The sequence below is a fragment of the Hymenobacter glacialis genome (genome assembly GCF_001816165.1).
In the GTDB taxonomy this organism is placed as follows: domain Bacteria; phylum Bacteroidota; class Bacteroidia; order Cytophagales; family Hymenobacteraceae; genus Hymenobacter; species Hymenobacter glacialis.
On sequence record NZ_MDZC01000101.1, the window covers coordinates 33270 to 60206 of the forward strand.

A 26937-nucleotide genomic window follows, 5' to 3' on the forward strand; every position below is an offset into this window, starting at 1 on the left:
ATCAGAGGTGACGGGCGGATTCGAACCGCCGTAGGAGGTTTTGCAGACCTCTACCTAGCCACTCGGTCACGTCACCAGTAGTGGTCTTTTGGGAGCGCAAAGGTAAGCAGCCGGTTTGGGGTAGGCAAGGCAACAGCACAAAAAAAGCCCCGGCGTTGCGGCCGGGGCTCTTCTCTACTCACAACCAGGCACTAGGCTTTGGTTTCCTCGTCCTTTTTGTCGGCGTCGTCGCCGGCAACCAGGCCTTTGGCTTTCTCAACCAGGTCGCCGGCTACTTCCGAAGCTTTGGTGAAAGCTTCCGAGTGGGTCACGGCATCCACAGCGTCGGAGGCAGCGTGCTTCACTTTGTCGAAGGTCTCGTTGTGCGAAACGGCTTCGGCAGCGTCAGCGGCCACTTCTTTCACTTTGTCGAGAGCGGCAGCAGCGGCACCGGTGATGCCAGCGAGCAAACCACCTTCTGCCTCAGCAGGGGGAGCGGCTTTCTTGGCAGCAGGAGCCTCAGCAGCAGGAGCAGTACCCTCGATGGTGGCAGCAGCCTGAGCGGCAGCCTCTGGGGTAGCCGCGCCGTCGGCCAGGGCCTGAGCGTTGTCGGGACCAGCAGCGGGAACCTTGGCAGCTTTCTTAGCAGCTACCGACGTTTGGTCGGCTACAGCGGGCTCGGTGGCGGGCTTGGTAGCGGCAGCAGCTTTCAGCTTCTGCTCACCAGCCTTGCGCTCGTTGCCCATCATCTGGTCGCGCAGGGCGCTCAGCGCGTCAAGGTCGCCCAAAGTCGACTTCTCTTCGGTCTTCTTCAGGTCGCTGATTTTGCCTTCACCCTGCGTTTCACCGCTCTTGGTGTTGGTCTTCTTCTTGAACTTGGCATTGCGGCTGTCGTCCTCAGCAGCGGCTTCTTTGTTGAAGATGGCCGTGTGCGAGAGTACAATGCGACGGTCGTCCTTCGAGAATTCCGTTACGCGGAAGTCCAGCGCTTCGCCGTTCTCGGCGTTGCTGCCGTCCTCTTTCACCAGAGACTTGGGGTATGCGAAGCCCTCGATGCCGTAAGGCAATTCGAGTACTGCGCCACGCTCCGACTTCTCGGTAATGGTAGCACGGTGTACCGAGCCGGGGGTGAACACCGACTGGAACGTATCCCAGGGGTTTTCTTCCAGCTGCTTGTGGCCCAGGGCCAGGCGACGGGCGCCCAGGTCCAGCTCCAACACTACCACGTCCAGCTTGTCGCCCACCTTCACCATTTCCGATGGGTGCTTGATTTTCTTGGTCCACGACAGGTCCGAAACGTGCACGAGGCCGTCCACACCTTCTTCCAGCTCAACGAACAGGCCGAAGTTGGTCAGGTTGCGCACGAGGCCGCTGTGCTTGCTGCCCACGGCGTACTTGTCGCCGAAGTCGCCACGCGTCCAGGGGTCTTCGGTCAGTTGCTTGATGCCGAGGCTCATCTTGCGGTCTTCGCGGTCGAGCGTCAGAATCTGCGCTTCTACCGTGTCGCCCTGCTTGATGAAGTCCTGCGGGTTGCGCAGGTGCTGGCTCCAGCTCATTTCCGACACGTGGATGAGGCCTTCCACACCGGGTACCACTTCCATGAAAGCGCCGTAGTCGGCCACGTTCACGATGCGGCCCGATACTTTGGAGCCGGGCTGCAGGTCGGCGGGCAGCGAATCCCATGGGTGGGGAGTGAGCTGCTTCAGGCCGAGGCTGATACGCTTCTTGGCTTCGTCGAAGTCCAGTACCACGATGTTCAGCTTCTGGTCCAACTGGAGTACTTCGCTCGGGTGAGCGATGCGGCCCCACGAGATGTCCGTGATGTGCAGCAGACCGTCGACACCGCCGAGGTCGATAAACACACCAAAGTTGGTCATGTTCTTGATGTTGCCTTCCAGAATCTGGCCTTTCTCAAGGTTGTTCAGGATAGCCTCACGCTGCTTCTCGAGGTCTTTCTCGATGAGTACTTTGTGCGAAACCACGACGTTGTCGAAAGCGGAGTTGATTTTCACAACTTTCACTTCCATGCGACGGCCAACATAAATGTCGAAGTCGCGGATAGGCTTCACGTCGATTTGCGAGCCGGGCAGGAAGGCTTCTACGCCGTCGAGCTCCATGATGAGGCCGCCTTTGGTGCGACGCTTCACTACGCCTTCGAGGATGGTGTCCAACTCGAGGGCATCGTAAATAGCCTTCCAAGCCTGCTTGATTTTAGCTTTCTTACGGCTCAGGATGAGCTGGCCGTTGGCATCTTCCTGGTCTTCGATGAATACCTCTACCGTGTCGCCGATTTTCAAATCGGGCAGGTCGCGGAATTCAGTAATCGACACCAGACCATCGGATTTGAAGCCGATGTTCAGGATTACGTCGCGGTCGGTGATGCCAACTACGGTACCCGTCACTACTTCTTCCTCCTGAACAGTGGTCAGCGTGTCGCCGTACATCTGCTCCATTTCGGCGCGCTGGTCGGCCGAATAGTTACCGCCGAAGCCGGTGGCTCCTACGTTGTCCCAATCAAAATCGTCAATCAAATCTGCCATAAATAGCTGTTGGGCACCTCTTGGATAAACGTAGCGGCCGATGCCCGGGCCCTTACGCGGTTCTTATTGAACACCTTGCCGTTGTGCAGCAAAGCCCGCCACCCTGGCAGGGCCGCAAAGGTACGGGATTTGGGGCGGTTTTGCTAACGCCGTAATGTTATACTATCGACGGTTGAGCTTTGAGAATTATGAGGTCCTGTCCTTTCTAGAACCAGGAGCTTGGTTGGAATTGAAGCACTGTCTTCTAACCAAATAGCTTGACTTGCGCCTCCAAAACTTCCACCCTCACCACCAGTTACCGCAAATTCCCACTGGACGAAATGATTTTCGATACTGCTATCGCCCTCAAATGTGATGACCAGCGCTTGGCCAGGTAGAAGCGTGGTTGGATGCACATCCATCAGTCGGTCTAACAATCCATGTGGTTGGTAACCCCAGTTTCTTTCAATCCAGACCTGCTTCAATTTTCCTGTAGTTCTCGCAACGCTGAAACCACGTTTACTAGGCGTTAACTCAGCAATCAGCGTCTCACGCCTTTGCGCCTCTGCAATTGAGGTGGAGGACTGAGGCGAACCTGGGTCATAGCTGACATCCATTGCGAGCGAGAGTAATACAAAGCCCATTGCTCCCAGTAGCAGGACCATTGCAATAATCTTTTTCAATGTGGGTACGGTTTATCGACCTTGGTTATTGCTGCAATCTATGTCTGGAAGCCATAATCTTAACACTACGGTGCGCAACTTGATGCAACAGCAGAGAGTAAGCCAATGAGTTAATTCACGAAAAACTCCTCTACTCATGGCCTATATCAAAGCGGGCAACGACACGGCCGGGCATCCGGTGCAAATTTTCTACGAAGACTGGGGCCAGGGCAACCCGGTGGTGCTCATCCACGGCTGGCCGCTGGACCACACCATGTGGGAGCATCAGGCCATAGCACTGGCCAAGGGCGGCTTGCGCGTTATTGCCTACGACCGCCGCGGTTTCGGCCGCTCCTCGCGCCCCTGGACGGGCTACGACTACGACACCATGGCCGCCGACCTCAACGCTTTGCTCGAAGAGCTGGACCTAAATAATGTGACGCTGGTAGGCTTCTCGATGGGCGGCGGCGAAATAGCCCGCTACCTGGGCACCTACGGCGACGCCCGCATTGCCCGCGTGGCGTTTGTAAGTGCCGTGACGCCGTTTATGCTGAAAACAGACAACAACCCCGAAGGTGTGCCCCAGTCGGTATTCGACGGCATGCAGGACGGCCTGAAGAAGGACCGGTTCGACTTTCTGCAGACCTTCGCCAAGAGCTTCTACGGCGTGGGCATGATAAGCCACCCCGTGAGCCAGGCCGTGCTGGACTGGAACTTCACCGTAACGTCATTGGCGGCACCGAATGCCACCAGTGACTGTGTAAAGGCCTTTAGCGCCACCGATTTCCGGGCCGACCTGCAGGGCATTCAGGTGCCCACGCTGGTAATTCACGGCGACGCCGACGCGACAGTGCCATTTGAGGCCAGCGGCGAGCGCACGGCTAAGATGATTCCGCAGGCCGAGCTGAAGGTGTACAAAGGCGCACCCCACGGCCTGTTCTTCACCGACAAAGACCAACTGACGACCGACTTGCTGGCTTTCGCCGGGAGGTAGCTGCGGCAGTTGTAACAAAGCGCCCCGATGAGAAGCAATTCCCGTCGGGGCGCTTCTTTGTGGGGCCGTGTGCGAGCTGCCATGCTGCCGACACCCGAAATCCGGCGTTAGCTTTGGCGTCTTGCCTATTGGCGTCGACCCATCAGCTACTCCATGAGCCTTGCTTCCACCCTGGCCAAGCTCTCCTTTTGCCGCCAGATTGCTCGTACGCCGGGCACTTTCCTGCAATTGGTGCTGCAAACCAAAGCGGCCGGCCAGCGTGGCCCCGCCCCCACTTCCGCGCAGAAAGCAGCGGCTACCCAGTACCGGCTGGCTTTGCCCAATGCGCCGCTTGCTACTGCGCTGCGAACCCACGCCGGCGACCTGAGCATTCTCTACGAGGTATTCTGGCAGCGGTCCTACGATTTGCCGGCGCTGCGCAACGGCCAGTTTCGCACGGTGGTGGACGTGGGCGCAAACGTGGGCTTGGCGGCCTTGTTTTTTCTGCAGCGGTTTCCGGTTACCCGGCTTATTTGCGTGGAGCCCGAAGCGGCCAATTTCCAGCTGCTGCAAGCCAACCTGCGCGGCACCCCGGCCGTGACGGTACAGGCAGCCCTCTCCCCCACCGATGGCACCCTGCGCATTGACGCGAGCCCGCAGGGGTACAACGCCAACATCAGCACCGGGGCGGGCACCACGGAAGTAGCGGCCATTTCGATGCGTACGCTACTGCAAACGCAGCAATTGACGTGGGTTGACTTGTTGAAAATCGACATCGAGGACTACGAGCAACAGGTGTTTGCGGGCCCCACCGACTGGTTGGCGCAGGTGGGGACGCTGCTGATTGAAATCCATTCCAAAGCCAGCCAGGTGGCGGTGCGGCGGGCGGTGCTGGCGCAGGGTTTTACGTGGGAGCAAGCCGCAGGCCGACACCCCGACACTGGGTTGTTTGTTGCGCGCAACCCGCGGCTTTCGCCGGCTTAGCACGACTGCTTTTGATGTATACCCGCAGGTCTTTTACGACAAAGACCTCAGCCGAACCCGTAATGGCTCGACTGAGGTCTTCGTTACTCCGATTGGAGACTGACTCGGCTAGGCCGCGCGGCCCATCTGGCGGAGGAAGCCTACGTGCGAGGCGATGGCCGAGCGGGTGCGGGCGTAGTTGTTGTACTTCACGTCGAACTCATCGCACACTTGCTGCACGATTTTGCTGATGGCGGGGTAATGCACGTGCGAGATTTTGGGGAACAGGTGGTGCTCAATCTGAAAATTGAGCCCGCCTACCAACCAGCTGATTACCTTGTTGTCGGTGGCGAAGTTAGCCGTGGTACGTACCTGGTGGATGGCCCACTCGTCTTCCAGCTTGCCGGTGGTTTCGTGGGGAACGGGGAAGGCGGCGTCTTCCACGGTGTGGGCCAGCTGGAACACCATGCTCAGCACAAATCCGGCTACGGCCATGCTCAGAAAGAAGCCCACCAGCCAGGGCAGGAAGCCGACCATGTAGATGGGTAGCGCTACGAAAAGCAACAGATTCAGAACTTTAAAACCCCAGAAGCTGACGTGCTCGCCCGCGTTCATGGGCTTGAGGCCAATGGCCCCGATTTGACGCGTGAAGTACTTCTGGTAGTCCATGGCGAACACCCAGGAGATGTAGAGCAGGCAGTAGAGCGCCCAGAAGTAGAAGTGCTGGTAGCGGTGCAGCGCGTGCTTGGGCTGGTCGGGGGTCATGCGCATCCAGGGCTTCACGTCGATATCGTCGTCGTGGCCCTCAATGTTGGTGTAGGTGTGGTGGATGAGGTTGTGCTTGGAGTTCCACATGTAGGGACTGCCGCCCATCACGCCCAAGGTGTAAGCGGCCACTTTGTTCATCCAAGGAAAGCGGGAGAAACTGCCGTGGGAGCCGTCGTGCATCACGTTGAAGCCCGTAGCGGCAATTACGCAGCCAAGCAAGGTGCATTCGAGCAGGGCCCAGCCCACAGCGGGCGTAAAGAACACAAGGTGCACGTACAGCGCCACCAGCGTACTCACCAGCAACACGCCCTTAAACAGAAGGCTGCCATCGCCCGTCATCGGCCGGCCGGTCTCCTCGAAGTACTGATTAATACGTGTTCTAAGCTCGGTATGAAAGGAACGCGTTGCTGCGAATTTGGGCAAGGCCATGAGTGGGATTTTTGAAACGGGCTGCAAAGTTACCCCGCCCCAACCCCCCATGGTTCAACTTAGTTTAAATAAGCGTGCCAGTTGTGGTCGATGGTACCGGCCGAGAGCTTCAGGAAGCCGGCCAGCGTGGGTTTCTTCGGCGGCTGCCGGATGGTGAGGCCGGCCTCGTTGGGCGTGTGGTGGCCCTTGGCGTGGTTGCAGCGAGCGCAGGCCGTGAGCAGGTTAGTCCAGCTCGACTCGCCGCCGCGGGAGCGCGGCACCACGTGGTCGAGGGTCAGGTTTTTGGTTGAGCCGCAGTACTGGCACTCGAAATGGTCGCGCTTGAAAATATTGTGGCGGCTGAGGGCAATGCCCTTGTAGGGCACGCGCACGTAGCGCTGCAGCCGGATGATGCTCGGCTTGGGGTAGGCGTGGGAAATGGTGCGCAGCACGCCCTGCTCCGACTTGGCTACCATTTCCGCTTTGTCGAGAAAAAGGAGCACAAACGCCTTCTGCACGCTACACAGGGTGATGGCGGTATAGTCGCCATTCAGCACTAATACTTTTTGGTCCATACACGCTTGGGGCTCGGATAACCCGCCGAAAGCTAGCGGTTTCCAAGCGTATAAACAAGCGCTCTGGGGTTAAGTTCACACGGTACGGGCACGGTAAAGAACGGTCATAATCCTGATTTCACTGCCCTCCTACTCAGGCAGCAGACGCTTGAGCAGGCGCAGCTTGTGCGAGTAGCGCTGCCGGTCGCGGTTGTAGATGCCGTTGTGGTCGAGCGGGTCGAGGCGCACTTCGCCGTGGGCATGTAGGATTTGGCCCTCGCCCATCACCATGCCCACGTGCACGATGCGGCCTTCGGCGTTGTCGAAGAAGGCGAGGTCGCCGGGTTGGGCCTGCGTCACGAAATGCACGGGGCGGCCGTGGTCAATCTGCTGGCGGGCATCGCGCGGGAGCTGGATGCCCACCAGGCCGTAAAGCTGCTGGCACAGGCCGGAGCAGTCGAGGCCGAACACGCTTTTGCCGCCCCACACGTAGGGCGCTTTCAGGTACATGAGGGCCATTTTGCGCAGCAGGGCGGCCTGGCGCGCCACGTCGGGGGCGGCGGCGGGGTTGGTGGCCGTGCCGTTGAAAAAGTAGCTGCGCTCGCCCACGCGCACGTTCATGCCGTCGAAAAACGGCAGGCGGCAGCCCAGTGTGAGGGGAATTTTGGTGGTGGCGTCGCTCACGGCCTGCACCACATCGAGGGCGCGGGGGTGGTCTTGGGCGCACCAGGCGGCATAGTACTCGGTTGTGACGGGCGTGTGCTGCTTTGTATCAATCCAGCCCACGTAGTCGTCGGCAGCCAGCTGCACCTGGAGCCAGCTTTCCTGGGTCACCAGAATCTGGTAGCACTCGCCAAACAGGAGTTGGGTAACGAGCTCGGCCCGGTCGTTAGGCTCGGCGCGGACGGGGACAGCGCTCAGGGCGCAAATACCGGGATTCAAAATAATGTGGAAATGTAAGGGATATGGGAATGTGGAAGATGTGAGAATTCTGCCTAACTCAAACTTCCACAGAGTACAAAGATGCTACTGTTGCTTTGAATGAGGCTTCCTTAAAGTACGAATGCAGAAGTAAGCGTATGCTCTGGTCTGACTGCCCCAGGCGTCTGACCGGTTGTCGTCAGACCGAAATTGCTGGTGCTTCAACCGGTCGGACCGCCTGGGGCGGTCAGACCAGTAGGCCCGAATCGAATACGGTTACTGCTGGGCCAGTACGAAAGAGCCTTATTCCACTTTTCCCACATTCTCACATCTATCGCATCCTCACATTTAAATTACATCCGTTCCATGTCGCGCTTTTGGGCTTTCTCTTTGAGGTCGTTGCGTTTATCGAATAGCTTTTTGCCCTGGGCGAGGGCAATTTCGATTTTGGCGAAGCCGCGGTCCGTCACGAACAGGCGCAGCGGGATGATGGTGAGGCCCTGGTCCACGGCTTTGCCGGCCAGCTGCTTCAGCTCGCGCTTGTTGAGCAGGAGCTTGCGCTCGCGCATGGCGTCGTGGTTGTTGTATGTACCTAAGGAATAGGGGGCAATGCGGATGGAGTGAATCCAAAGGCTGCCGTCGGTGTGGAACAGGCAGTAGCCATCGGTCAGGTTCACGTTGCCTTCGCGGATGCTTTTAATTTCGGTGCCTTGCAGCATCACGCCCGCGTCGTACTTGGCCAGGAAGGTGTATTCGTGGCTGGCGCGGCGGTTTTTGATGTTGATGATGACAGGTTTATCGTCTTTGGCCATGCTTACTTGGTTGTCGGTGGCTCGCTACCCGTAGTGGGGCCAGCGGCAGGAGGTTGTGGTAGGGCAGCTTCGGCTTGCAGCGCGGCAAAGCGGGCCGCCAGCCGGGCCCGCGACACGATGCGCTGCCCGGTGTGGCCGGTGGCCACGAGGCGCGGCCCCACCCGGGCTTCTACGGCGCAACGCAAATTTGCGCCATCGAGGGCGTCAAAGGTAGCCGTCAGGACGAGGGTTTCACCGGCAAAGGCAGGCGCGTGGTGCCGAATGGCCAGCGCCGTGCCGATGCCCTCTTCCTCGGCCTCTTTCATTTCCAACACAAAGAGGCGGGCGGCCCATTCCATCTCGCGGCCCAGGGCAAAGGTGCTGAGCACGGCGTGCACAAGCCCGCCGGCTTCGGGCCCAAATCCGGCAAAGTCCTTGGGCTGCACCGTGTAGCGGTGTGTTTTGGTGGCGCCGGGCAGGAAAGGGTTGGTCATTTTTTTTGCAGCAAGCTGTCAGCTAGGTCAGTTTCAGGCGCGGGTCGGGGCTGGTGAGCTGGGTGGCAAAGTCGCCGGCTTCGAACTGGAAATGCGCGGTCATGGCCACCATGGCGGCGTTATCGGTGCAAAAAGCAAAATCCGGAATGAACACCTCCCAGCCCTGGGCTACGGCCTCGGCCTGCAGGGCGGTGCGCAGGCCGGAGTTGGCGGCCACGCCGCCGGCCAGGGCCACTTGCGTGAGGCCCGTGTCGGCGGCAGCGCGGCGGAGCTGGCGCAGCAGCGTGGCCACGATGGTGTGCTGAATGCTGGCGCAGAGGTCGGCCAGGTTTTCGGCCACGAAATCGGGGTTGGCCGCGGTTTCCTTTTTCAGGAAATAGAGCACCGACGTTTTGAGGCCGCTGAAGGAGAAATCGTAGCCCGGCATGGCACCCACGGGGAAGGCAAAGCGGGCGGGGTTGCCGGCGCGGGCCAGCTTGTCGAGGTGGGGGCCGCCGGGGTACGGCAGGCCCAGCAGCTTGGCGGTTTTGTCGAAGGCCTCGCCGGCCGCGTCGTCGATGGTCTGGCCCAGAATTTCCATTTCCAGCGCCGACTTTACCACCACCAGCTGGGTGTGGCCGCCGCTCACCGTGAGGCAGAGAAAGGGGAAACCGGGCTTGGGGTCGCGCAGAAAATGCGCCAAAATGTGGGCGCGCATGTGGTTCACGGCCAGCAGCGGCTTGCCGAGCGCCAGCGCTAGGGTCTTGGCAAACATGCCGCCTACTAATAAGGAGCCGAGCAGGCCGGGGCCCTGGGTCACGGCCACGGCGTCGAGGTCGGCGGTGGTGAGGCCGGCTTCCCGGAGCGCGGCCGTGACCACGGGCAGCAGGTGCTGCTGGTGGGCGCGGGAGGCCAGTTCGGGCACCACGCCGCCGTATTGCTCGTGTACTTTTTGGGTGGCCACCACGTTGCTCAGCAGCTGGCCGCCGGCCAGCACGGCCGCGCCGGTGTCGTCGCAGGAAGATTCGATGGCCAGAATAATGGGGTGAGCGGGCATTGGGTGTGATGCTTTATCTTAATAAGGAGCGCAAAAAAAGATTTCGGCGGGCCGATTTTTGCTGATGCAAAGGTAAACCCGGGCGTCGGGAGCTGGTCGAAGGAGTTGAACCCGCGCTGCCCGGCAGCCGTTGCCTTGGCTTGATGGTTGGGTGCAGGGCCATGCGCGTGCTGCAAACGGCTAAAAAACCGCAACTTTGCGGATTGCCTTGCGTTTTCCGCCTAATTCTCCCCTACCCCGGTGCGTCGTTTCTTCTCCGTTCTGCTAAAAGTGCTCCTCGGTCTCGGGCTGGTGGTGGTGTTGGCGGTGGTGGGGGCCTTGGTGGCCTTGCGGGTGCCCAGCGTGCAAACCAAGCTGGCCCGGCAGGCGGCCGAAGTGCTGACACGGAAGCTGGGCCAGACCGTCACGATTGGGCGGGTGAACATCAGGCCCTTTTCCAGCGTGCTGCTGGAGGGCGTGCGCGTGCTGGACCGCCGCGGCGGCGAGCTGTTCAGCATTGGCCGGGCCGACGCGGATATTTCGCTGTTTTCGATTTTTGACCCGCGGCACCTGCACATTGCCACCCTCACGCTGAACGAGCCGCGGTTTGTGCTCAAAAACCTGCCCGGCCAGCCCGACACCACCACGTTTAACCAGTTTACGGCGGCGGTGAAGCGGCTGATGGGGCCTTCGGACACGACCAAATCGGCTCCTTTTGACTTCAAAATCGCCAATGTGGCCCTGCGCAACGGGCACTTTGCCATTGAGAAAGCCGACCAGCCCCGTGCCAAAACCTACGGCCAAAGCATTGACTACGCCCACATGGTGGTGGACAGCATTTACGCCGATGTCTCCAATATTCGGCTGGGCGATACGCTGGCTCTGCGCATCCAGGACTTGCACGCGGTGGAAACGCCCTCGCAAACGCGGCTGCGGGAAATCACGGCCGACATGAAGTACGGGCCGCATTTCTGGGAATTTAAGGACCTGAGCTTGCGCGTGGGCCGCAGCCAAATCAAAGACTACCTGCGTTTTGAGTTCCGCGTGTTCAGCAACTTCACGGACTACAACGACTCGATGAAGACCATCACGCGGCTGCGTGGCTCCCGGGTTTTTACTGATGACATTGCCAAATTTGCCCCGCAGCTGGCCACCCTGCACGAGTCGATAGTGATTTCGGGCGAGGCCTCGGGCTACGTGCGCGACTTCAAGGTAAACAACCTGGACCTGCGCTACGGCAAGGGCACCCACCTGGTGGCCCGGCGCGCCCACGCCGACAACCTGCCCAACTACAAGGAGAGCTTTATTGACCTGCGCCTGCTGCCTTCGGTGGTGCTGGCCAGCGACCTGAAAAAGTGGCTGCCCGCGTCGGCCAACAAGATTGTGCAGCGCCTGGGCCGGGTGAAGCTGGAAGGCCAGGTGCTGGGCTTCTACAACGACTTTGTGGCCAACGCCTCCTTCAATACCGCCCTGGGTTACGTGGCTACCGACGTGAACCTCAAGACCAAAACCGACCTCTTGCACGCCGTGTATGCGGGCACGGTGCGTACCAGGGCCTTTGAGCTGGGCAAGTTTCTGGGAGATGAAAGCGTGGTGCGCGACATTACGATGAACGGCCGCGTGGCGGGCGTGGGCTTCGTGCCGCCCTATGCCCGGGGGGCGGCCACGGTGCTGGTGCCCAGCGTGTGGCTGAAGGGCTACCGCTACCGCAACGTGGCGTTCAACGGCGAGTTCTACAAGCAGGTGTTTGAAGGGCGGATAAGCATCAACGACCCAGCCGTGCAGCTGGTGGCCAATGGCCGCGTGGACCTAGACCGGGCGCATCAGGACATCAACATCAAGACCCGGATAGCGCGGGCCGACCTGCGCACGCTGGGCCTGCTGGACCAGCGGCTCACTGTGGCCACCACCGCCGAAGTTCAGTTTAAAGGCGTGCAGCTCGACTCGCTTATCGGCCACGCTTACCTGCGCAACTCCACTTTTACACTGGATGGCCGCAAGCTGCGGCTCGACACGCTGGACGTGGTGAGCACCCGCAACAGCCGCAACCAGCGCACCGTGACCGTGCGCTCCGAAGCCGTGGATGCCCGCGTGGCTGGCGCCTTCAACACCTCGGACGTGGTGCGCGACGTGCAGACGCTGCTCACCGAGTACCGCCTCAACTTCGAAAGCAACGACGCCGCTACGGCCAACTACTACCTCCGCAAGCGACAGCGCGCCCTGCCCGTTTACCAGATAGAGTTTGCGGTGAACCTGAAACGGCCCAACCCGGCGCTGGCGCTCTTTGTGCCGGAGCTGCGCGTGGCCAACGGCAGCCGCTTCGATGGCTCGTTCCGCAACGGCGAAACCTCCATTTTCCAGATGGGCGGGCACCTCGATAGCCTGCGCTACGGCCCGGTGCAAACGGTGAACACCGACTTTGACTTTCTGACGTCGAAGCTGCCCTATAAGCCCGACATTCTGGCCCAGGCCAGCGTGACGAGCGCAAGCCAGGTGCTGCCCACGCTGGGCCGCACCGAAAAGTTCTTTATGGAGGGCGTGTGGGACCAGGAGCGCATCAACTTCTCCACGTCGCTGGCCCAGACGGGCACCACCAACAAGGCCACCATCAACGGGTCGCTGGCCTTTTTGCCGCGGGCGGTGGAGGTGGTGTTCCGCCAGTCGGGCCTGCACCTGCTGGATAAGGACTGGACCATTGCCGCCGATAACTCCATTCGGATTTCCGACTACGGCCGCGAGTTTGACATTCAAAACCTGACCTTCAGCAACGGGGTGCAGTTTGTGGGGGCCCAGGGCTTTATTTCGCCCAATGCCAACAAGCCGCCGCTGCAGCTGCAGGTGAAAGACTTTGAGCTGGCCACGCTCAACGCCCTCACCGGGCAGCGCCTCAGTGGCCGCGTGAATGCCCTGGGCACGGTGACCGGCGTGTACGGCCCGCTGGCTATCAACAGCACGCTGGGCGTTGACTCGCTCACCTACGACGGCACGCTCATTGGGCAGGTGGCCGGTAGCGGCAACTGGGACAACGCCGCCGGCAAACTGCGCCTGAACATGGACGTGGCCCGCGCCGGCCAGTCGGTGCTCACGGTGCTCGGCGACATCGCCCCGAATGACCCCACCAACCAGTTCAACCTCACGGGCACGCTCAACGATGCGCCCGTGGTGCTGGCCCAGCCTTTTCTGGGGTCGCTGTTTAAGAACCTGGGCGGCACGGGCCGGGGCGAGCTGCGCCTCACGGGCAGGTTTGACGCGCCCAACCTGCTGGGGCGCGTGGATGTGAGCAATGGACGGCTCACCTTCGGATATCTGGGCACTACCTACACTTTTTCGGACCGCATCACCTTCACCAACAAGTCCATAGAGTTCCGCAACATTCAGCTGCGCGACGTGCTGGGCAACGTCGGCACCGTGGACGGCATTGTGCGGCACCGCGGCTTCAAGGACATGAGCCTGGACATTGCGGCCAGCTTCCGTAAGATGCAGGTGCTCAATACCACGCGTAAGGACAACGAGCTGTACTTCGGCACGGCCTATGCCACGGGCACGGCCAGCGTTTCGGGCCCCACCAACGACCTGGATATCACGGTGCGGGCCACCAGCGAGTCGGGCACGCGCATATCGCTGCCCCTCGACAACGCGGCACGGGCCCAGAAAGCGGGCTACATCAAGTTTGTGAACAACAACCCGCTGGGCGACACGGTCATCACCAAAAAGGCCAATACGGTGGCCGTGCAGGAAAAAATCGACCTGTCGGGCCTGCGGCTCAACATGAACCTGACCATTACGCCGGACGCCTACCTGGAAATATTGCTGGACGAAAGCACCGGCGACGTGATTCGGGGAGCCGGCGCCGGTCAGTTGCGCATGGCCATCGACACGCGGGGCGAATTCAACATGTTCGGGCAGGTGGAGATTGTGCGCGGGGCGTACAACTTCACGCTGCAGGGTCTGATTAACAAGGAGTTTGTGGTACGGCCGGGCGGCGTTATTTCCTGGAACGGCGACCCGCTGGCCGGCGAAATGAACGTGACGGCTACCTACACCCAGCGCACGTCGCTGGCGCCGGTGCTGGGCGTGGGCCTGGCGAGCAGTGCGGCGGTGGTGCCCGTGACGGCGGTGATGAACCTGACCGGCCCCCTGTTGCTGCCAGCCATTCGGCTGGGACTGGAGTTCAACGACGCGCCGGGCACCCTGCAGGCGTTGCTCGCCAACTTCATTTCCTCGATTCGCAACGACGAGCAGGAGCTGAACCGCCAGGTATTCAGCCTGCTGGTGTTCAAGCAGCTTTCGCCGCTGGGGTCGTTCGGCAACACCATTTCCATTCAGGGCCAGAACAACACGGTACAGAACAGCCTGGGCCAGATTCTGAGCACGCAGCTGGGCCTGCTCACCTCGCAGATTGACCAGAACCTGGAAATCGACTTCAACATCAACGGTCTGTCCGCCGAGCAGCTCCAGGCCCTGCAGGTGCGGCTGAGCTACTCCTTCCTGAACGGACGCCTGCGCGTGACCCGCGAGGGCGGTTTCACCAGCAACCCCAACGTGGTAAACAGCCCCGGGCTGCCCGGCACCGGCAACCAGGCCGGCCAGGCCTCTCTGCTCGGCGACCTGAGCCTGGAATACTACCTGCGCCCCGACGGCAAGTTCCGCACCAAGCTGCGCTACGAAACCACGCCCCGCGACCTGGAAACCGTGAACCAGCCCCGCGCGGGCCTCTCGCTGCTGCACACCGAACAGTTCGACTCCTTCAGCGAATTATTCTCCCGCAAGAATCCCAAGAAAAAGGAGCGCAACACGCAAAAGGCCCGCGAAGGCCGGGAAGTGCTGACCGTGGACGAGGACCCGCGCACGAATCTGTAAGGCTGTGAAAGGTGATGGCCAATGCCCCTCCTTGGCAAAGGAAGGGTGTATTTTCGCAGTAAAAACGGGGACGGGTGGGTGCGTTATAAAACGGACCCACAACTGGTGGTGAACGGCGGCATATTCCGTATTCGGCCATCGTGCAACGATTGCAACCACCCCAGCCAACCCTGCGGTTTGGCATCTCCTCCCCAGCTAAGGCAGGGCATTGTCGTTCTACTAGCCTCGTTTGCTACCTTTGCCCGATATGGCTACCCCCACTACCCCTGGTTCCCGCAAGAAAAAGCTCGGCTCTTACCCCACGTTGCTGGTGGTATTCAGCATCACGCTGTCGCTGGTGGTCATTGGGCTATTTGGCTTGCTCCTGATTCATGCCCAGAAGCTGTCGGAGGTGGTGCGCGAGAACCTGGAGGTGCAGGTGTACCTCGACCGGGAGCTGCCCGAAACGGAATTGCTGCGCCTGCAGCAGGACCTGGGCCAGCAGCCGTTTGTGGCCGAACGCAACGGCAAGCCCCAAATTCGGTTTGTGAGCAAGGAGGAAGGCGCCCGCCAGCTGCTGCAAAGCACCGGCGAAGACTTCCGCCAGTTCCTGGGCGACAACCCCCTGCGCGACGCCTACGTGCTCAAAATCAAGCCCGAATACACCGACACCCTGCACCTGCGCCAGCTGGAGCAAAGCATTGGCAGCCAGCGCGGCGTGTTCGAGGTGCAGTACCCGCAAGACCTGTTCACGAGCATCAACAACAACCTCACGCGGGTGAGCCTGGTGCTGCTGGGCTTTGCAGCGGTACTGGTATTGGTGGTGGTCATTCTGATAAACAATACCATCAAGCTGGCGCTGTTTTCGCAGCGTTTCCTTATCCGGTCCATGCAACTGGTGGGCGCCACGCGGTTCTTTATTCAGCAGCCGTTTTTGCGGCGGGCCACGTGGCAGGGGCTGGCCAGCGGCTTGCTGGCGGCCCTGCTGCTGGTGGCGCTGCTGCAATACGCTTACCTGGAAGTGGAACCCCTGCGGCTCCTGCGCGACGATTTCCGCCTGGCTCTGCTCCTTCTTGGGGTGGTGGGCCTGGGCGTGGTCATCGGCTTTTTCAGCTCGGCCCGCGCCGTGCAAAAGTACCTCAAGATGTCGCTCGACGACCTGTATTAAATAGTGGTGAATGATTAGCGGTTAGTGGTTAATCCACTTTCCACCCAACAATCGACAGCCACTAACCACTGACCATTAATCACTAATCATTACTATGACTCCTGCCCCGCGCTTCGCTTTTGGTCCTCGCAACTACCGCCTGATGTGGATTGGCCTGGCCCTGCTGGCCGCTGGCTTCATCACGATGATGTTTGGCGACAAGGAAAACTACGGCGAAGACTTTGTGGGCATCACGCTGGGGCCGTTGCTGCTGGTGGCGGGTTTCTGCGTGGAGTTTGCCGCTATTATGGTGCGCGACAAGAGCCTAGTGGTAGCTCCCGCTGCGCCAGTGGCTCCCCTGAGCACCCCGGTTGCGACTACTGCACCCGTTGCAGCTCCGGTAGCCGCTCCGGCCTACAAGCGCCTTTAACCAGTGGTTGGCAGTTGGTGATGAGTGGCATAGCCCCACCACCAACCATTAAACCACTACCCACTTACCGTTACGAATGACTTATTGGGACGCGTTTCTCCTCGCCGTTGTTGAGGGTATTACTGAGTTTTTGCCCGTTTCCAGCACCGGGCACATGATTATTGCCTCGGCCATGTTGGGCATTCCAGCCACGCCGTTTACCAAGCTGTATTTAGTGGTCATTCAGCTCGGGGCTATCCTGTCGGTGTTTGCGGTGTACTGGCGCCGCTTTTTTCAAAGCATCGATTTCTACCTTAAACTGCTGGTGGCCTTTCTGCCGGTGGTGGTGGTGGGCCTGCTGCTGAAAAAGCATATTGATGCGCTGCTCGAATCGGTGGCAGTGGTGGCGTTCATGCTGCTGTTTGGCGGGGTGGTGCTGGTATTTATCGACCGGTGGTTTCCGCAGGAAGACCCCAACGAAGGCGGCCGCCCCGTGACGAATCCGGGCTGGCGGCAGGCGTTTGTTATCGGCGTGTTTCAGTGCCTGGCCGTGGTGCCGGGCGTGAGCCGCTCGGCCGCCACCATCATTGGCGGCCTCACCCAGAAGCTCACACGCCGCGCTGCGGCCGAGTTTGCCTTTTTTCTGGCCATGCCCACCATGGCCGCCGCTGCGGCCAAAGACCTGTACGATTTCTACAAGGAGAGCAGCACCGGCCTATCCATGGAAGAAGTGAAGCAGCTGCTGTTTGGCAATGCGGTGGCCTTTGTGGTGGCGTTGCTGGCCATTCGGCTGTTCGTGGGGTTCGTCACGAAATACGGCTTCCGGGCCTTTGGCATCTACCGCATTGTAGTGGGTGGCCTGTTGCTGCTTATGTTGGGGTTGGGAATTAATTTACAGTTGGTATGAGCGAGAAAACCCTAGCCGATTACGACTTTGAAGCTGGCGAAGTCCTGTTGCTGGACAAGCCCCTCACCTGGACGTCGTTCGACGTGGTGCGCAAGGTGAAGAATGCGCTGCGCATCAAGAAAATAGGCCACGCCGGCACCCTCGACCCCCTGGCCACCGGCCTGCTTATTCTCTGCACGGGCAAGAAAACCAAGGAAATTGACCTGATTCAGGCCCAGGAAAAAGAGTACACCGGCACCTTCCGCCTGGGCGAAACCACGCCCAGCTTCGACCTGGAAACCGCCGTGGACATGGCCCGCCCCTACGCCCACCTCACCAACGACGAGATTCTGGCCGCCACGCTGCCCTTCGTGGGCGTTATTCAGCAAACGCCGCCTCTGTTTTCGGCCGTGAAAATTGACGGCAAGCGCGCCTACGAGCTGGCCCGCACCGGTCAGGAGGCCGAAATCAAGGCCAAGACCGTGGAGATAAAAACGTTTGAGCTGACGCGCATCGCGCTGCCCGAAATCGACTTCCGGGTGGTGTGCTCCAAGGGCACGTACATCCGCAGCCTGGCGCGCGACCTGGGCCTGGCCCTGGGCTGCGGCGCCCATCTTACGCGCCTGGTGCGCACCCGCATTGGCGCGTATCGGGTGGAAGACGCATTTTCGCTGGAAGCCATTGAGGCCATGCGCCCGCCACGGGCCGAAGGCGAAGCCCGCTCCCGCATCGAGCGGCCCCGCACGGCGCCCAACCGGGCCGGCCTGCAGTACTACGCCGCCCTGCAAGCCGATGCCCTGGCCGCCCAGCACAACCAGGAAGCCAACGCGGGCGAGGCCCCTGCACCGCCCGCCACCTCCCCCGACTAGCGCGGCCAGCGCACCGTTCACCGCTACCTTCGCGGCGTTTCCACTTATTTCATCCGCAATTTCCGGCGCCCCATGCACGTCATCCGCGACCCGGCCCAGTTTCCGTTTCTTGGCAATGCCGTGGTCACCAGCGGCACGTTTGATGGCGTGCACGTGGGGCACCAGCGTATTTTGGGCCGGTTGCGCGAGGTGGCCCGGGCCAGCGGCGGGCCGTCGGTGGTCATCACCTACTGGCCGCACCCGCGGCTGGTGCTGGGGCCGCCCCCTTCGCACCCGGAACTGCTGGAGCTGCAGCTGCTCAACACCCTGGACGAGCGGATTGAGCGCCTCGCCGGCTTCGGGGTCGACTACCTGCTGATAGTGCCCTTCACCCGGGAGTTTGCGCAGTGGACCTCGGAGGAGTACATCCAGAACCTGCTGCTGAAAACGGTGGGCGCCAAGCAATTGGTTATCGGCTACGACCACCGCTTTGGCAAAAACCGCGAAGGCGGCTTCGACTACCTCACCCAGCACGCTGCGCGCTATGGCCTGGCGGTGGAAGAAATTAAGCGCGAAGACGTAGATGCCGTGGGCGTGAGCAGCACCCGCATCCGGCAGGCGCTGCGCCAGGGCGACATTGCCACCGCCAACCGCTACCTCGGCTACCACTACCCACTCACGGGCCTGGTGGTGCACGGCCAGAAACTGGGGCGCACCATAGGCTACCCCACCGCCAACCTGGCCACCACCGAGCCGCTGAAGCTGGTGCCCGCCCAGGGCATTTACGCGGTGTGGGCCACTACGGCGGCGGGCACCCGGCACCCGGCCATGCTCAGCATCGGCGTGCGGCCCACCATTGGCCAGGACCTGGCCCAGACCGTGGAGGTGAACCTGCTGGATTTCGACGGGGATTTGTATGACCAGCTGCTCACGCTGGAATTTGTGGCGTGGCTGCGGAGCGAAGAAAAATACAACGGCCTGGACGCGCTAACGGCACAATTATCGTTAGACGCACAGGCCACGCGGCTGGCATTGGCCTAGCCTTGCGTCTTACTTTTCACTATTTTGTTTGATATGAGATACTTACGCTTATTGTTGGTAGGCTGCGGCTGGATGCTGACCATGGGTACTGCGCAGGCGCAGGGCAAGATCAGCGGCGTGGTGCAGGACTCGGCCACGCACGAGCCGCTGGCTTTTGCCAGCGTTTTTCTGGCCAATACCACCCTGGGCGTGACCACCACCGAGCAGGGCAGGTTTGAGTTTGCCAAGGTGCCAGCCGGCACCTACGACGTGGTAGGCTCCTACGTGGGCTACAGCCTGTCCAAAAAGTCGGTGACCATGACCGCTGCACCCCAGCAGGTAACGCTGGAGCTGGCCTCGACGGGCAACCAGCTGGGCGAGGTGGTGGTGAAACCTGAGCCCAACAAGCCAGATGAGCTGCGGCAGTTCACCACCCTGTTTTTGGGCGGCACCAGCTTTTCGGAGCAATGCTACATCAGCAACCCCGACCAGGTGCGCATCTTTCTTGACGAGGAAACCGGGGAGCTAACGGCGCGCGCCAAGGAGTTTCTGCAAATTGACAACGAGGCCCTGGGCTACCGCCTGAAATATTACGGCCTGGAATTCGGCTACGACAAAGCGGACGGCACGATGTCGTATTACGGCGAGCCGGTGTTTGAGGAAATGACCCCGCGCGACGAGCGCCAGCAGCAGCAGTGGGCCGCCAACCGCGCCACGGCCTACCGGGGCTCCTTTATGCACTTCCTGCGCAGCGTGTACAACGACCGCCTCGAGGCCGAGGGCTTTCTGGCCCAGCAGATTCGGATGGCGCCCAACCCCCACTTTCGGCGCATAGAAAACAAACGCCGCGCCCTGCAGCGACGCCCCGCCGGCAACCTAACCCGCGCCGAAAAAGACTCCCTGGCCCGGTGGCAGAGCGTGACGCCCACGCTGGCCACGCTCTACCCCGCGCCCCGGCCCATCGACAGCCTGCGGCGGGTGTCCCTCAACGGGGAGCACACCTTTCTGCGCTTCACCGGCGAGCTGCAGGTGGCCTATTTTGGCGAGGCACCGGATGCGCGCTACACCCGCCGCATGCTCCCGCTGGGGGCCACCCGCAAGCCCTACCCCGCCAAGCGGCAGGTGTCGCGCCTGCGCCTGGAAGACGGCGAAGCCGAAATCCAGGCCAACGGTTCGCTTATGAACCCGCTGGAAGTAGTAAATGGCGAATACTGGGGCTTTGAACGAATTGGCGAGTTTTTGCCGGTGGATTACGTCCTGCCGGCGGCTTCTGCAAAACCATAAGTCTCCAGCGCCCAATAGCCAGCCAGCGGGGCTCGCGCACAGGTTTTACGGCCTGCGTGCGAGCCCCGTTGGCTGACTACCGGATGGCTTTGATGCCTCTTAATCGCCAGTCAATAGGTTCATTTGCGGGCTATGTTCCGAACCGGCTACCGCAGGTTCGAAAAAATGGGTGAATTTTTACCCGTGAATTACCTGCCGCCGCCTCCGGTGCCCGGCCCCACCCCATCCCACCCATGATAAACAAAACCGTATCCAACGTGCAGGAAGCCCTTCAGGGCATGGCCGATGGCATGACTTTGATGCTCGGCGGCTTCGGCCTGTGCGGCATTCCCGAAAACTCGATTCAGGAGCTGCTTCGCCTGGGCAGCAAAAACCTCACCTGCATCTCGAACAACGCCGGCGTCGATGATTTTGGCATCGGCCTGCTGCTGCAAACCAAGCAGGTGAAGAAGATGATTTCGAGCTACGTGGGCGAAAACGCCGAGTTTGAGCGCCAGCTGCTGAGTGGCGAGCTGGAAGTGGAGCTGATTCCGCAGGGCACGCTGGCGGAGCGCTGCCGGGCAGGGGGCGCGGGCATTCCGGCCTTCTTCACCCCCGCCGGCTACGGCACCGAAGTGGGCGAAGGCAAGGAAAGCCGCGAGTTCAACGGCAAAATGTACTTGCTCGAAACCGGCCTCGTAGCCGATTTTGCTTTCGTGAAAGCCTGGAAAGGCGACACCGCCGGCAACTTGATTTACAAGGGCACGGCGCGCAACTTCAACCCTATGATGGCCACGGCCGGCAAAATCACAGTGGCCGAAGTGGAAGAGCTGGTGCCAGCCGGCGAGCTCGACCCCAACGAAATCCACACGCCGGGCATCTTCGTGCAGCGCATCTACCAGGGCCAGCACTACGAGAAGCGCATCGAGCAGCGCACCGTGCGGCAAGGGTAAAGCAGCTTGCCGCATAAGACCTTCATAGTAAGCTATTAAAGCAACAGGTGGCAACAAAGCACGTTTTATAGCATTCCGTCTATGCTGTTCTCGTAGCTTAACGAAATTTGTTGGGAATTTGGACGAGCTTTGCCAAAGCTGCAGGCGCTCAAACTCCTACCCAACTTTGGGAAGCAGTCCTTGCCGTTCACGCTTGCATTTGGCACTCACCTTTTCTTCGCCGTCATGAATAAAAGACTATCTACCAATTCGTTATCCATTACCATCGGCGCCGTTTTACTGTGCAGCTCCTGCTCAAAGAAAGCACAGGACGCGCCCGCTCCCACCGTCGAAACACCGGTTGGGCCATCCATCACCGGCCTTGTTCAGCCAGCTGATGCTTTGATGAGCGTTTCACTAACTGATGACAAGAGCCATCAGGATATTGCCAGTGCTACGCTCGACAGCAAAGGAGCTTATAGCTTCAATACCGTACCAGCCGGTACATATAGTTTGTACTATGTTCAAAAGCGAGGATATGTGCGGCCACGGCAGCAGAGCGTGACCGTGACAGCTGGCAAAACTACCGTAGTTCCTACCGTTACAGCAGTACGGTCCACGGCTTCGTTCACCGCCAACGGCATTGCGTTTAGCCCCACGCTAGTGGACCTCATGATTGGCCCTGACAAATTCTCCATTGTTCTAACGGATGAAACCACTTATGGCCTTTCACTAACCATGCCTTACAGCGTGAGAGTAGGTACTTATCCGTTAAATACCGCATCAACCTATGCTGTTTTTAATGAACTGGGCTTAGGCGCTTTCGATTCCCGCCTTACCCCATCCACTGCTCCAGCGGGTGGCACGCTTACCATTACCGCGGTAGAGAATACGGCGCCCTTCCCAAGCTCTGTTTCCGGCACGTTCAGCTTTACTGGCACAAACGCAACTTCTGGGGCGCAAAAAATCATCAGTGGCACCTTCGCAAATGCGTACTTTTAGCAGGCTAGTCTCCGCAGGTCGCCTGGCCCGCACGAGGAGGGTAGCAGGAGCCTGGCCCACGCTTTACCTGCGGTAGAAGCCCTTTTTACTTGAGCCGCCATTCTGAACAGCTTCAATTGAAAAGGCTGCGCTTCTAAAACCCAGCGATGAAAAAAACGTCTCCCGCGCTTCTGCTGCTGCTGCTGCTAAGCGGCTACAGCGCGGCAGCCCAGGTGGCGGCCCCGTCCCGGCGGGTGCCCGCCGCCCGAGCCGCCGCGCCCACCAAGGCCCCGGCTGCCGCTCCCGCCACCGTAGACCCAGTCAGCGCCCAGCGCATTGATGAGTTGCTGACCCGGTACACGGCCGATGTGGGCGCACGCGGCGCATACGGCCCATTGTCGAAGCCGACAGCCGCTGGCTCAATCCGGCGCTACGACAAGCACGTGCCCGGCGCTATTGCACTGGTGCTGCGCGATGGCAAGGTGGTGTACCGCAAATCCTTCGGCGTTGATGACATGTTTGCCCAAACGCCGCTCCGCACCGATGCCATTTTTCGCATTGCCTCCCAGACCAAGGCCATCACCAGCATTGGGCTGATGCTGCTTTACGACGAGGGCAAATTCCAGCTCGATGAACCGATTTCAAAGTATTTGCCGGCCTTTAGCAACCCCAAAGTGCTGGCTACTTTCAACGAAAAAGACTCAACTTACACCACGGTGCCGGCCAGGGGGGAAGTCACTATCCGGCAGCTATTCACCCACACCTCGGGCATCAGCTACCCGGTGATTGGCAGCAAGGAGGCGCGGGCCATTTATGCCAAAGCGGGCATTCCGAGCGGCATTGGCACGCCCGCGGGCTCGCTGGCAAAGTCCATGGACGCGCTGGGGGCGCTGCCGCTCATGCACCAGCCGGGCGAGCGGTTCAGCTACGGGCTGAGCGTGGACGTGCTGGGCCGGCTGATTGAGGTGCTCTCGGGCCAGCCGCTGGACCAGTACCTGCGCACCCGCCTGTTTGCGCCGCTGGGCATGGAAGACACCTGGTTTTACCTGCCCGCCGACAAGCATGCGCGGCTGGCAGAGCTCTGGACCGAGGACGCCAATAAGCAAACGGTGCCCATGGCGCCCCAGGGCCGCATGTTTCCGAACTACCCCAAGGCGTTGGGCGGCACCTACTTTTCGGGCGGCGCGGGCCTGTCGTCCACCATCGACGACTACGCCCACTTCCTGCAAATGCTGCTCGACAATGGCCGCTACAACGGCCGCCAGCTGCTGAAACCCGCCACTGTGGCCCTGATAACGCAAAACCAGATGGGTGAGGTGAGCCAGGGCGGCAACAAGTTCGGCCTGGGCTTCAGCATCGTAAGCGCCCAAAACGCGACCCGGCAGCCCACCGGCCCCTCCGAAGGCTCCTATGAATGGGGCGGCATTTTCGGCACCACGTACTGGGTAGACCCCAAAACCAAGTTAGTGGCGTTGATTTACACCCAGAAATACCCCAACAGCACGAGCAGTGACCTGGCCAGCAAATTCAAAACGGCCGTTTACCAGACGTTTGTATCAGAACGGAACAAATAGCCTGCTCTTCCATATGCCGTCATGCTGAGCGGAGCCGAAGCATCTCGCTTGCAATCACTAATCAATTTTATTCTCTCGATTGATTTACTATTGCACGCGAGATGCTTCGGTTCCGCTCAGCATGACTTTCCTGTATTTTTTAAATTAATCGAAAAATCAAATCATGCTCGACAAACACGGCATCGCCAAACGCATAGCCCAGGAAGTAAAAGATGGTTCCTACGTCAACCTCGGCATCGGCATTCCCACGCTGGTGGCCAACTACATCCCGGCCGGCATCAACGTGGAGCTGCAGTCCGAGAACGGCCTGCTGGGCATGGGCCCCTTCCCCACCGAAGACCAGGTAGACCCCGACCTCATCAACGCCGGCAAACAAACCGTGACCACGCTGCCCGGCTCCAGCCTCTTCAGCTCCGCCGATTCGTTTGGCATGATACGCGGCGAACACGTGGACCTGACCATCCTCGGGGCCATGGAAGTATCGGAGCGCGGCGACATTGCCAACTGGAAAATTCCTGGCAAGATGGTGAAGGGCATGGGCGGCGCCATGGACCTGGTGGCCTCCGCCAAGAACATCATCGTGGCCATGCAGCACGTGGCCAAGGATGGCAGCAGCAAGCTCCTCTCCGACTGCACCCTGCCCATCACGGGCCTGCGCTGCGTAAAGAAAATAGTGACCGAGCTGGCCGTGCTCGACGTGACGCCCGATGGCTTTGTGCTGCTGGAGCGGGCCCCCGGCGTAACGGTGGAGCAGATAGTAGCCGCCACGGCCGGCAAGCTGGTAGTTCCCGAAGGCGAAGTGCCCGAAATGCAGGGCGTGTAGCCGCGGCCGCGGGCAGTAGCTAAGGCACGGCGCTTTCTTTAATCCCCCTCTCTTTTAACCGTTTTGCCTTATGTTGCGCCACTCGCTACCGCTACTGTGTCTGCTTGCCCTGTTTGGCACGGCCCGGGCCCAGACGGCGCCGGTCATCACGGCCGCCGATATGCCGGTGCCCGGCGACACCCTGCGACTAAGCCTGGCCAGCCCGGTGCTGCCCGCCACCGCGCCGCCCCTCAGCCGCAACGGCGCCAACCAGACGTGGAACTACGCGGCCCTGCAGCCCCTCACGCAGCGCGTGGAAGCTTACAGCTCGGTAGCGGCCGCCGCTTCGGGGTTGCAGCTGCTGGCGTTCGGTCCATTTGGCGGGGCCAACCGGGCCACGGTGGCGACGCCGCGCACCTTTGATTTTAACGGGGCCACGCTGCCGGTTTCCGATGTCAAGGAGTTTTTCAACCTCTCGGCCAGCGACTTCCGGTCCGTGGGCTTCGGCGTCACGTTCAACGGCGTGGCCCTGCCGGTACTTTACACGGCTGGGCCGGATGTGGTGTACAGCCTGCCCCTGGTCTTCGGCGCCAGCCACACCAGCAATTCTGTGCTGGTGGCGTCGTTGCCGGGCGCCGGCTACCTGAGCCAGCAGCGCCAGCGCCGCAACGCGAACGATGCCTGGGGCACGCTCACCACTCCTTTTGGCACGTTCCAAACGCTGCGGGTGGTCACCACCATCATCGACCACGACAGCGTGGCCGTGGGCACCGGTCCCGGGCAGGGCGCTACCCTGCCCACCCGCCGCGAGTACAAGTGGCTGGCCACTGGCATACACGTGCCAGTACTGAGCATTACCACCATTGAAGTAAATGGCGCGCAGCAAGTGAGCGCCGTGGAATACCGCGACGTGTACCGCCGCCCCACGGCCTTGGCCACGCGCAACCGGGCGCTGGACGCGGGGCTGCGGGTGTATCCCAATCCCTCGGGCGTGGGCACGGCCCTGCAGTTGGCCGTACCAGCCGGCAGCGGTCCGCTCACGGTGGTGGCCACCGACGTAGTGGGCCGGCAGCTACTCCAGCGCCGGTTTTTGGGCAACGAGGGCGTGATGAGCATCAGCGGCGGCGCTTTGGGGGAATTCCGCGGGGTGCTGCTGCTGACGGTGACCACTGCGCAAGGTACCGTCACGCGCCGGGTGGTGCGGGAGTAATTCCGGTATCGGAACAAGGCTTAAATAGCGCCTAGGGCCCGGTGTGCAATTCATTCTCTGATGGCATCAGGTGAGTGGCTGTAGCTTTTGCAGCTTACCATTAGCGGTATACCCAACTTTATGAAAACCATTTTCCTACTCCTGTTTCTCGTTCTGCACTTGCCTGCCTGGAGCAGTCAGATTGTAGTAGGCCTGCGCTCCGAGCAACTGGTGAGCTGGAGCGTGTGGGAAAAGCAAGGCAGCACGCTGAAGCACTACTTATTGCTGTACAATAAGGGGTTGCAGGAAATGGATGTAAAAATCAAGCTACGGCGCTTCTCCTCCCACGGCACCGGGTTTAATGATGTGGCGACGAATAAGACGTTTTTCCACCTCAAGCTGGCGGCCCAACAGCTGGTTCGGCTCGAATACCCGAAAAAATTGCTGGAGTCGGATTTCACGGAGTACTTCGAGAACGGCCAAAGCATTGGACTGCTGCCAGCCAGCACAAACAAGCCGGGCAAAACGGTGCTGAGCGACCAGTACCGCTTTTACACAAGCGAAGGCATGAATGCGATGCCAATGGACTACTGGATGGCCTTTGAATCCATTTGCGCCCGGCCAACGAGCGTGGCCCTCACGGCGGCTCATACATTCTACCCACCCAGCGAAACCCTTAAAGAAGCGTATCACCTGGCAAAAATTTACCCCGTCTGGGCAGACCAGCACCCCCAGGCGGGCAGGCTGGATTCGCTGGTCACGGCGGGTGCCGATGCGTCTATTGTGCGGCTGGATGCGGCTCATTCCCACGCCGTGCTGCCCGTGAGCGCCGAGCCGGCGCCTCCGGGTTTCTCGGTGCTGGCCATCTACATTGAGCGCGTTGAGGACGGCTATTACTACAACGAGGCCCGGCAGCGGGTACCGCACAAAACGGTTGGCGGCAGCCTGGCGCTTATCCCCAGCTTTCCTTCGGGCCCGAGCCGTAAATGAGCCTCGTTAG

The 26937-nt window shown here is 60.5% G+C and carries 22 protein-coding genes, 1 tRNA gene and 1 pseudogene; 15 read left to right on the forward strand and 9 right to left on the reverse strand.

Translation table 11 applies throughout. From position 1 onward, the window contains the following. Positions 1-5 precede the first annotated feature (5 nt). From BEN48_RS14975 to BEN48_RS18860, 3 genes and pseudogenes are all read right to left on the reverse strand, one after another. Positions 6-76 (reverse strand) — tRNA-Cys (locus BEN48_RS14975). A 649-nt stretch (positions 77-725) separates the two neighbouring features. Then, positions 726-2519, reverse strand: a pseudogene (gene rpsA / locus BEN48_RS14980) (30S ribosomal protein S1); the annotation flags it as partial. 143 nt (positions 2520-2662) lie between these two features. Beyond that, positions 2663-3181 carry a hypothetical protein gene (locus BEN48_RS18860; protein WP_125932675.1) on the reverse strand — a complete coding sequence of 173 codons (519 nt, stop codon included), beginning with the start codon at positions 3179-3181 and terminating at the stop codon, positions 2663-2665. A gap of 136 nt (positions 3182-3317) precedes the next feature. On the opposite strand from BEN48_RS18860, the gene BEN48_RS14985 reads away from it, so the two are divergent. Continuing rightward, positions 3318-4154, forward strand: a complete 837-nt coding sequence (locus BEN48_RS14985) for an alpha/beta fold hydrolase (RefSeq protein ID WP_070735708.1) — start codon at positions 3318-3320, stop codon at positions 4152-4154. A 153-nt stretch (positions 4155-4307) separates the two neighbouring features. Continuing rightward, positions 4308-5117: an FkbM family methyltransferase gene (locus BEN48_RS14990; RefSeq protein ID WP_070735710.1), complete on the forward strand. Its 810-nt coding sequence runs from the start codon at positions 4308-4310 to the stop codon at positions 5115-5117. A gap of 108 nt (positions 5118-5225) precedes the next feature. Here the strand turns inward: BEN48_RS14990 and BEN48_RS14995 are convergent, their stop codons facing one another. The 6 genes from BEN48_RS14995 to tsaD form a co-directional block, all read right to left on the reverse strand. Beyond that, the gene (locus tag BEN48_RS14995) at positions 5226-6293 is read right to left on the reverse strand and encodes a fatty acid desaturase family protein (RefSeq protein ID WP_070735712.1); all 1068 of its coding nucleotides are present in this window, start codon (positions 6291-6293) and stop codon (positions 5226-5228) included. A 59-nt stretch (positions 6294-6352) separates the two neighbouring features. After that, positions 6353-6847, reverse strand: coding sequence for an HNH endonuclease (locus tag BEN48_RS15000; RefSeq protein WP_070735714.1), 495 nt, complete (start codon positions 6845-6847; stop codon positions 6353-6355). Positions 6848-6976: 129 nt separating this feature from the next. Then, entirely contained in the window at positions 6977-7768 is a 792-nt protein-coding gene (locus BEN48_RS15005; RefSeq protein ID WP_070735716.1) for a C40 family peptidase, read from the reverse strand. Positions 7769-8100: 332 nt separating this feature from the next. Next, positions 8101-8559 (reverse strand): SsrA-binding protein SmpB, encoded by a 459-nt coding sequence (gene smpB / locus BEN48_RS15010; protein ID WP_070735718.1) that lies wholly within the window; start codon positions 8557-8559, stop codon positions 8101-8103. A 2-nt stretch (positions 8560-8561) separates the two neighbouring features. Then, positions 8562-9032, reverse strand: coding sequence for a thioesterase family protein (locus BEN48_RS15015; RefSeq protein WP_070735720.1), 471 nt, complete (start codon positions 9030-9032; stop codon positions 8562-8564). 22 nt (positions 9033-9054) lie between these two features. Beyond that, positions 9055-10068, reverse strand: a complete 1014-nt coding sequence (gene tsaD, locus BEN48_RS15020) for a tRNA (adenosine(37)-N6)-threonylcarbamoyltransferase complex transferase subunit TsaD (RefSeq protein ID WP_070735722.1) — start codon at positions 10066-10068, stop codon at positions 9055-9057. Positions 10069-10338: 270 nt separating this feature from the next. Between tsaD and BEN48_RS15025 the strand changes: the two genes are divergently transcribed. From BEN48_RS15025 to BEN48_RS15080, 13 genes are all read left to right on the forward strand, one after another. Then, the gene (locus BEN48_RS15025; RefSeq protein ID WP_070735724.1) at positions 10339-14907 is read left to right on the forward strand and encodes a translocation/assembly module TamB domain-containing protein; all 4569 of its coding nucleotides are present in this window, start codon (positions 10339-10341) and stop codon (positions 14905-14907) included. A 247-nt stretch (positions 14908-15154) separates the two neighbouring features. Continuing rightward, positions 15155-16054, forward strand: a complete 900-nt coding sequence (locus BEN48_RS15030) for a cell division protein FtsX (protein ID WP_070735727.1) — start codon at positions 15155-15157, stop codon at positions 16052-16054. A gap of 94 nt (positions 16055-16148) precedes the next feature. Next, a complete protein-coding gene (locus tag BEN48_RS15035) occupies positions 16149-16463 on the forward strand; it encodes a DUF3098 domain-containing protein (protein WP_083321100.1) in 315 nt (104 codons plus the stop codon). 76 nt (positions 16464-16539) lie between these two features. Continuing rightward, positions 16540-17349 carry an undecaprenyl-diphosphate phosphatase gene (locus BEN48_RS15040; protein ID WP_070735731.1) on the forward strand — a complete coding sequence of 270 codons (810 nt, stop codon included), beginning with the start codon at positions 16540-16542 and terminating at the stop codon, positions 17347-17349. Further along, on the forward strand, positions 17346-18197 hold the full coding sequence (gene truB, locus BEN48_RS15045) for a tRNA pseudouridine(55) synthase TruB (protein ID WP_083321101.1): 852 nt from the start codon (positions 17346-17348) through the stop codon (positions 18195-18197). Before BEN48_RS15040 ends, truB begins: the two co-directional genes overlap by 4 nt. A 72-nt stretch (positions 18198-18269) precedes the next feature. Beyond that, positions 18270-19217 carry a bifunctional riboflavin kinase/FAD synthetase gene (locus BEN48_RS15050; RefSeq protein ID WP_070735733.1) on the forward strand — a complete coding sequence of 316 codons (948 nt, stop codon included), beginning with the start codon at positions 18270-18272 and terminating at the stop codon, positions 19215-19217. 33 nt (positions 19218-19250) lie between these two features. Continuing rightward, the gene (locus BEN48_RS15055; protein WP_083321102.1) at positions 19251-20480 is read left to right on the forward strand and encodes a carboxypeptidase-like regulatory domain-containing protein; all 1230 of its coding nucleotides are present in this window, start codon (positions 19251-19253) and stop codon (positions 20478-20480) included. 233 nt (positions 20481-20713) lie between these two features. Continuing rightward, entirely contained in the window at positions 20714-21412 is a 699-nt protein-coding gene (locus BEN48_RS15060; RefSeq protein ID WP_070735737.1) for a CoA transferase subunit A, read from the forward strand. 225 nt (positions 21413-21637) lie between these two features. Then, positions 21638-22393 carry a carboxypeptidase regulatory-like domain-containing protein gene (locus BEN48_RS18290; RefSeq protein WP_125932677.1) on the forward strand — a complete coding sequence of 252 codons (756 nt, stop codon included), beginning with the start codon at positions 21638-21640 and terminating at the stop codon, positions 22391-22393. 146 nt (positions 22394-22539) lie between these two features. Beyond that, entirely contained in the window at positions 22540-23946 is a 1407-nt protein-coding gene (locus BEN48_RS15065; protein ID WP_070735739.1) for a serine hydrolase domain-containing protein, read from the forward strand. Between the two features lie 163 nt (positions 23947-24109). After that, on the forward strand, positions 24110-24769 hold the full coding sequence (locus BEN48_RS15070; RefSeq protein WP_070735740.1) for a 3-oxoacid CoA-transferase subunit B: 660 nt from the start codon (positions 24110-24112) through the stop codon (positions 24767-24769). 70 nt (positions 24770-24839) lie between these two features. After that, positions 24840-25958: a T9SS type A sorting domain-containing protein gene (locus tag BEN48_RS15075; RefSeq protein ID WP_070735742.1), complete on the forward strand. Its 1119-nt coding sequence runs from the start codon at positions 24840-24842 to the stop codon at positions 25956-25958. Positions 25959-26078: 120 nt separating this feature from the next. After that, positions 26079-26927, forward strand: a complete 849-nt coding sequence (locus BEN48_RS15080) for a hypothetical protein (RefSeq protein WP_070735744.1) — start codon at positions 26079-26081, stop codon at positions 26925-26927. The last annotated feature ends 10 nt before the right edge of the window (positions 26928-26937 follow it).